This is a genomic window from Ilumatobacter sp., assembly GCF_049588435.1.
In the GTDB taxonomy this organism is placed as follows: domain Bacteria; phylum Actinomycetota; class Acidimicrobiia; order Acidimicrobiales; family Ilumatobacteraceae; genus Ilumatobacter_A.
Window position 1 is genome coordinate 1 of the sequence record NZ_JBAVYV010000531.1, and the last position, 6,340, is coordinate 6,340.

Genomic DNA, 6,340 nt, shown 5'->3' on the forward strand with positions numbered 1-6,340 from the left:
GACAGAAGGGGACGTCGGTGTCGATCATGGCCGAGACGAAGCCCGACGAGGTCCGGATCACCGAGGCGTCGATGGCCGGAGCGTGGGGGCTCAACCTCGACTGGAACGACGGTCACTCGACGGGCATCTATGCCTTCGAGAAGCTGCGGTACTGGATCGACGAGTACATCGTCGAAGCCCACGTCACCCGTCCGACCTGACGGTGGTCAGCCGTTGATCAGTTCGGCGTAGATCGGGAGCATCTCGGCCGGACCCGACAGGAGCACCTCGGTGATGCACGAGTCGCGCCACTTGTCGAGTTCACCCTTGATCTTGTCGGCCGGACCGACGAGGGCGACGTCCTCGACCATCTCGAGGGGAATCGACGCCGCCGCTTCTTCCTTCTTGCCGTCGAGGTAGAGGTTCTGAACCTTGTCGGCCACGTCGCCGTACCCCATACGTTCGAACACCTCGTAGTGGAAGTTCGCTCCCTTCGCACCCATTCCGCCCGCGTACAGGGCGAGGAACGGGCGGATCATGTCGGCGCACTTCTGGACGTCGTCTCCCGGGATCACCATGACGCCGCACGACACCTCGAACCGATCCGCCTTGTCGACCTCGCCCGACTTCTCGAACCCGGCCGCGAGCTGCTCGCGGTACCACGCGTCCTCCTTGGGGGAGAAGAACAACGGCAGCCAACCGTCTGCCACCTCAGCGGACAGCGCCACGTTCTTCGGACCCTCTGCGGCGAGATAGATCGGAATGTCGTTGCGGATCGGGTGCACGGTCGGCTTGAGCGCCTTTCCGAGCCCCATCCCGCCGTCGACGGGCATGTCGTAGAAGTCGCCGTGGAACTCGACCGGGGCCTCGCGGGCCCAGATCTGCCGCATGATCTCGATGTACTCACGGGTGCGTGCCAGCGGGCGCGGGTACTCCTGGCCGTACCACCCCTCGACGACCTGCGGTCCCGAGGCACCGATGCCGCAGATGAAACGGCCGTTGGACAGGTGATCGACCGTCAGCGCAGCCATCGCCGTCGCGGCAGGAGTCCGAGCCGACAGTTGCATGATTCCGGTACCAAGCTGAACCTTCTCGGTGTGCGCTCCCCACCACGACAGCGGTGTGAGGGCATCGGACCCGTAAGCCTCAGCGGTCCAGATCGAGTTGAACCCGAGCTTCTCCGCCTCTTTGATCGCATCGAAGGCCCCTGCGGGCGGCCCCGCCGACCAGTAGCCGGTGTTGTATCCGAGTTTGAGATCTGTCATGGCCCCGACCGTAGAGCAGGATGATGGAATGCCTGAAGACGACCGACTCGTGGTGACCGACGCCGTTCGGATCCCGCGCTTCGAATTGAGCGAGTCGTTCAGCGCGTCCGGCGGCCCCGGAGGACAGCACGCGAACAAGGCGGCGACCCGGGTCGAACTCGTCTTCCACGTCGACCGGTCGAGCGCATTCCGCCACGAAACGCAACGGGACCGGGTGATCGATCGGCTCGGATCACCGATCAGGATCGTCGCGGACGACGAACGGTCGCAGGTCCGCAACCGCGTGATCGCCGAACGCCGCCTCGTCGAGAAACTCCAGGGTGCACTGCGCGTCGAGCGGAAACGACGAGCGACGAAGCCGACCCGCGGATCGCAACGGCGTCGTCTCGACACGAAGGCACAGCGCAGCGAGACCAAGCGCCAGCGTCGTCGCCCGGGCCCAGACGACTGACTCGGGCGGTGGGTGTCAGGCGGGAGTGAAGGTAGCGGGGAAGTGGTCGGGGCCGAAGATGGCCGAGGTGGTCGGCTTCCAGGTGATCGTGCCGTCGACCGCGAGATCGGGCATCCGTCGGGCGAGGATCGGCAGTGCCTCCTGGAGTTCGGCTCGTGCCAACGATGCGCCGAGGCAGTAATGGATCCCCGAGCCGAACGTCATCTGACCGCGGCCCTTGACCGGCTCGCGGGTGATGTCGAAGTGGCGGGTTCCGTCGTCGGTCACGCCGCTGTCGGAGTTCGCAGCGTCGAGCGACGGGAAGACGAACGTGCCGGCGGGGAACAGGATGTCGCGGTACACGATGTCCTCGCTCGCGAAACGCCCCGTGCCACGAATCGCGCCGAAGTAGCGCATGCATTCCTCGACGGCCTTGGGGGCGAGATCGGGCTGCTCACCCAGCAACCGCCACTGATCGGGATGGGCCGCGAACACGCTGAGTGCACACCCGAGCTGGTTGCGCGTGGTGTCCGTTCCGCCGACGATGACGGCGTTGACCATCGTTACCAACTCCTCGGTCGAGAGTCGGTCACCTTCCTCCTCCGCAGCGATCAGGTGCGTGATGAGGTCGTCGCGGGGATCGCTGCGACGCGCCTCGATCATGTCGATCACATACTCCTTCAACTCGAGCTGGGCCTTGCCGATGACCTCCATCTCGTCGGCGGCTGTGCCGTTGAAGATGCGGAGAACGTCCTCCGCCCACCGTGAGAACGACTGCCAGTCCTCGCGTGGGGCGCCGAGAAGTTCACAGATGATCGGGATCGGATACGGCTCGCAGATGTCCACGGCGATGTCGACCCGACCCGCGGCGGCGACCGGATCGATCAGCTCGTTGACCACGTCGCGCATGAACGGGCGCAGTGCATCGGCATTGCGCGGCGAGAACGCTTTGGCCACGAGGCGCCGGAGCCGGGTGTGGACGTCACCTTCGGCGGCCAGGATCGAGGGCGGGCGGTTGAGGATCTCCGGATCGGTGATCCCCATCATCTCCGGGATCTTCGCGACGGCGTTGTGCCAGCGCTTGTCGCGCAGGATTGCGGTGACGTCGTCGTAGTCGAGGATCGCGAAGCCGAGCTGGTTGCGGACGATCCAATGGTCGGTGGCGAGCGTTCGGAGTTGCTCCGTCGATTCGGACCGCGGAAGTTCCCGTAGTTCGGGTCCGATCACCGGCAGGTCGAGATCGAACGCATTGGTCGTCGTGTCGGCATCGCCCATCGCAGGAGACTACGGACGGAACGGGGGTGGGTGCGACTCAGCTGAGGGCATCGACGGCCGTGGCGCCGAGCGAGGCGGCCACGATCGCATTGGCGTGCTCTCCACCGACCGTGTTGAGTCCGTGCTCGATCGACGGCTTGCGCCGGGCCGCCCCGAGCGCGCCGTGGATCGCGACGTCGACCTGGTAGGGGAGGGTTGCGTTGGTCAGTGCGTACGTGCTCGTGTGGGGGACCGCTCCCGGCATGTTCCCGACGGCGTAGTGGATCACGCCGTGCAGTTCGTACACCGGGTTGTCGTGCGTCGTCTCGTGGGTGGTCGCGATGCATCCACCCTGATCGACCGCGACGTCGACGATCACCGCGCCCGGCTTCATCTCGGCCACGAGGTCTTCGCCCACGACCACCGGGGCGCGACCACCGGCGACGAGGACCGCTCCGATCACGAGGTCGGCGTCGCGCACGGTGCGCTCGATCGAGCCCTTGTTGGAGGCCAGGGTCGAGATCCGACCCTTGTGGATCTGGTCGACGTAGCGCAGTCGCTCGAGGTTCATGTCGAGCACGGTGACCTCGGCCTCCATGCCGGCAGCGATCACGGCCGAGCTCCAACCGACGTTGCCCGCGCCGAGTACGACGACCTTGGCCGGGCTCACTCCCGGTACGCCACCCATCAGGACCCCGCGGCCGCCCTTGTGCCGTTCGAGGAAGTGTGCTCCCATCTGCGGTGCGAGTCGGCCGGCGACCTCGCTCATCGGTGCGAGCAGCGGCAGGGACCCGTCGTCGAGTTGGACGGTCTCGTAGGCCACGCTCGTCGTCTTCGTGCGCAGCAGCGCCTCGGCGACCGCTGGATACGCCGCCAGGTGGAGGTAGGTGAACAGCGTCAGGTCCTCGCGGAGGTACTGGAACTCCTCCTCCTTCGGTTCCTTCACCTTGACGACCATCTCCTGGGACCACGCATCGGCCGCGGTGGGGACGATCGTGGCGCCGGCCGACACGTAATCGTCGTCGGTGATCGAGGCGCCGATCCCCGCGCCGGTCTGGACGCGGACGTCGACGCCGCTCCCGGTGAGTTCGCGAACACCGTCGGGGGTCAACGCGACCCGGTGCTCGGCGGTCTTGACTTCCGTCGGGACCCCGACGGTTCGGATGGCCGGGGTGCGGTCGCTGCTCATGAGCCCATCATGGGGTGTGTCGCACCGTCGATGCCACGGATCTGTCGGCCCGATGTACGCTCTTACCATGGATTCAGCCGAAATTGATCAGATCGACACTCGAATCCTTGGAATCCTTCGCTCTCACGGTCGAATCAGCTGGAAGGAGCTGGCCGATCGAGTCCATCTCGCGCCCAGCTCGGTCGCCGAACGCGTGCGCCGTCTCGAGGAGCGCGGGGTGATCTCCGGGTACACCGCGCGCATCGATCCGGCCGCGATCGGGCGGGGAGTACGTGCCGTCGTGGACGTCAGCCTCGTCCCGGGCGACCAGGCGGATGCGTTCGAGGCTCGCCTCGTCGAGCGTGACGAGGTGACCCTCGCCGGCTACGTCACCGGGTCGTCGGACTACACGATCGTCGCGGATTGCGCTGGAGCGGACGGCCTGGATGCGTTCGTCCGATGGGTGCGGGCCGACGAAGCCGTCGCCCGGACGGAGTCGAAGTTGCTGCTGCGGTCGGTGGTCGGCTGAGCCGAGCGATCAGTATCGTTCGCCTCGGTGATGAGCCGCTCGCACTACGACGTCCTCGGCGTCGCGCCCGACGCCACGGCGACGGTGATTCGCGAGTCGTACCGCCGTCTCGCCCGGGAGTACCACCCCGACCGCACCGGTGGCTCGGCCGCGGGCGGCGACAAGATGCACGACATCAACGCGGCGTACCACGTGCTCTCGGATCCGGGCCGGCGAGCGGTCTACGACGCCGAGCGTCGCGAGCGACCTGTCTGGGCGGCGGCGGAGGGCGGAACGTCGGTCGGAAGCGATGGGCAGCCCGGATATCGGTTCGCCTATCCGGATGGCCCGGCGCGGATCCCGTGGCGAGGGCTGCTGGTTGCGTCGGCGGTTGCGATCATCGGGATCGTCGTCCTCGCCCAGTTCATCGAACCGGGCGAACCGGCGCCGCCGGACGGAGTCCTCCGCAACGGCGACTGTGTCGAGATCCTCGCCAACGGTGACGCCGACGAGATCGCATGCACCGGTTCGGGCGACGTGGTCGTGCGCCAGTTCATCGCCTTCGATCGGCTCTGCTCGAACGGCTGGGAGAAGCACCGAGATCGCCAAGGCATGGGCGCCGCCTGCGTCGAGTTCACCGTCGAGGTGGCGGTCTCGTCCTAGAGGGATTCCCGATGGTGGGCGCAAAGGGATTCGAACCCCTGACCTCTGCCGTGTGAAGGCAGCGCTCTAACCAACTGAGCTATGCGCCCATCGCGACCCGAGGGTCACATGGACGCCCGAGGATATCCGGACCGGACCCGAACGCGACTCGCCCATCCGGCGATCTCGTGAACTGTTCGCGCACGGATCGCCGGAACAGTTCACGAGATCGGGGTTGGATCACGCGACGAGGTGGGCCGGGATCGGGACCTCTTCGGCGACGGTCTCGATCCGGTGGGTCGGCGGGCGACCGCGACGTCGGGCGAAGCGCGTCGGCGAGCCGTCGATCAACAGCACGCCGCCCCAGACGCCGTATGCCTCGCTGCGGCGGATCGCACCGTCGAGACAGGCGGTACTGAGCCGGCACGTGCGACAGATCGCCTTGGCCCGGGCGATGTCGAGGTCTTCGTCCGAGAAGAAGAGGTGGGTGAGAGTGCCGGCGCCATCGGAACATCGAGCACGCCCGGTCAGCGGTGAGAACGCTGCGGATGTGATCGTTTCGACGGGGTCGGCGCTCGTGTGAGTTTGAGGTTCGGTGAGCACGATTCCGACGGTACGGACGGGACGCCGAACGGGCATTGCTCAATGGGCCTCGGCGATTACTCATGCAGCCGCGGATCGACCTGGAATCGCCGGTTCCTCACCGCTCGCGGTACTCATCCGAACTACGGTGAGCGACCGATGGGCAAGCTGTGCGAACGACCGGGGTGTTCCGAGAATGCCGCGCTCGCGTACGGGATGCGCACCGAGGAGCTCGTGTTCTGGCTCGATGTGATCCGGGATACGGCGCTGCAGGCCGGCGGGGTGCTCTGCCAACGGCACGGTGACTCGATGGTGGTCCCTCTGGGATGGACGCTCGACGATCTCCGAGACCCCGATCTCCACCTGTTCCGGCCGCCCGAGATCGAGGAGCGCCCCCGGCCGAGTCGGTCGCGGCGCGACAGGGCGACCAGCGACACGTCCGACGACACGCAGCAGCTCGAACTCGGAGGCCTGGTCGTCGACCATCTCGAGCAACCCGAACCCGAACCCGA

General features: G+C 66.8%; 9 protein-coding genes and 1 tRNA gene. 5 read left to right on the forward strand and 5 right to left on the reverse strand.

Translation table 11 applies throughout. The annotated features are described in order from the left end of the window. A partial coding sequence (locus tag WBV89_RS19960) for a gamma-butyrobetaine hydroxylase-like domain-containing protein (protein WP_423983080.1) occupies positions 1-200 on the forward strand: 200 nt, incomplete at its 5' end. 6 nt (positions 201-206) lie between these two features. Here the strand turns inward: WBV89_RS19960 and WBV89_RS19965 are convergent. Continuing rightward, the gene (locus WBV89_RS19965) at positions 207-1,244 is read right to left on the reverse strand and encodes an LLM class F420-dependent oxidoreductase (protein WP_423983081.1); all 1,038 of its coding nucleotides are present in this window, start codon (positions 1,242-1,244) and stop codon (positions 207-209) included. Between the two features lie 28 nt (positions 1,245-1,272). Here WBV89_RS19965 and arfB point away from each other — a divergent pair, with 28 nt between their 5' ends. Further along, positions 1,273-1,695 (forward strand): alternative ribosome rescue aminoacyl-tRNA hydrolase ArfB, encoded by a 423-nt coding sequence (arfB, locus tag WBV89_RS19970; protein WP_423983082.1) that lies wholly within the window; start codon positions 1,273-1,275, stop codon positions 1,693-1,695. Positions 1,696-1,710: 15 nt separating this feature from the next. Here the strand turns inward: arfB and WBV89_RS19975 are convergent, their stop codons facing one another. Both WBV89_RS19975 and ald read right to left on the reverse strand, forming a co-directional pair. After that, on the reverse strand, positions 1,711-2,949 hold the full coding sequence (locus WBV89_RS19975) for a cytochrome P450 (RefSeq protein WP_423983083.1): 1,239 nt from the start codon (positions 2,947-2,949) through the stop codon (positions 1,711-1,713). A gap of 37 nt (positions 2,950-2,986) precedes the next feature. After that, complete coding sequence (gene ald / locus WBV89_RS19980) at positions 2,987-4,117, reverse strand: alanine dehydrogenase (protein ID WP_423983084.1); 1,131 nt, start codon at positions 4,115-4,117, stop codon at positions 2,987-2,989. Positions 4,118-4,184: 67 nt separating this feature from the next. On the opposite strand from ald, the gene WBV89_RS19985 reads away from it, so the two are divergent. Together WBV89_RS19985 and WBV89_RS19990 are read left to right on the forward strand one after the other, a co-directional pair. Further along, positions 4,185-4,625, forward strand: a complete 441-nt coding sequence (locus tag WBV89_RS19985) for an Lrp/AsnC family transcriptional regulator (protein ID WP_423983085.1) — start codon at positions 4,185-4,187, stop codon at positions 4,623-4,625. Between the two features lie 30 nt (positions 4,626-4,655). After that, a complete protein-coding gene (locus WBV89_RS19990) occupies positions 4,656-5,267 on the forward strand; it encodes a J domain-containing protein (protein ID WP_423983086.1) in 612 nt (203 codons plus the stop codon). A gap of 12 nt (positions 5,268-5,279) precedes the next feature. Here WBV89_RS19990 and WBV89_RS19995 read toward each other — a convergent pair. Both WBV89_RS19995 and WBV89_RS20000 read right to left on the reverse strand, forming a co-directional pair. After that, positions 5,280-5,356: transfer RNA gene (locus tag WBV89_RS19995), tRNA-Val, on the reverse strand. Between the two features lie 130 nt (positions 5,357-5,486). Continuing rightward, complete coding sequence (locus WBV89_RS20000; RefSeq protein WP_423983087.1) at positions 5,487-5,849, reverse strand: WhiB family transcriptional regulator; 363 nt, start codon at positions 5,847-5,849, stop codon at positions 5,487-5,489. A gap of 138 nt (positions 5,850-5,987) precedes the next feature. Between WBV89_RS20000 and WBV89_RS20005 the strand changes: the two genes are divergently transcribed. Next, positions 5,988-6,340, forward strand: a 353-nt coding sequence (locus WBV89_RS20005; RefSeq protein ID WP_423983088.1) for a hypothetical protein, incomplete at its 3' end; no start/stop codon positions are given.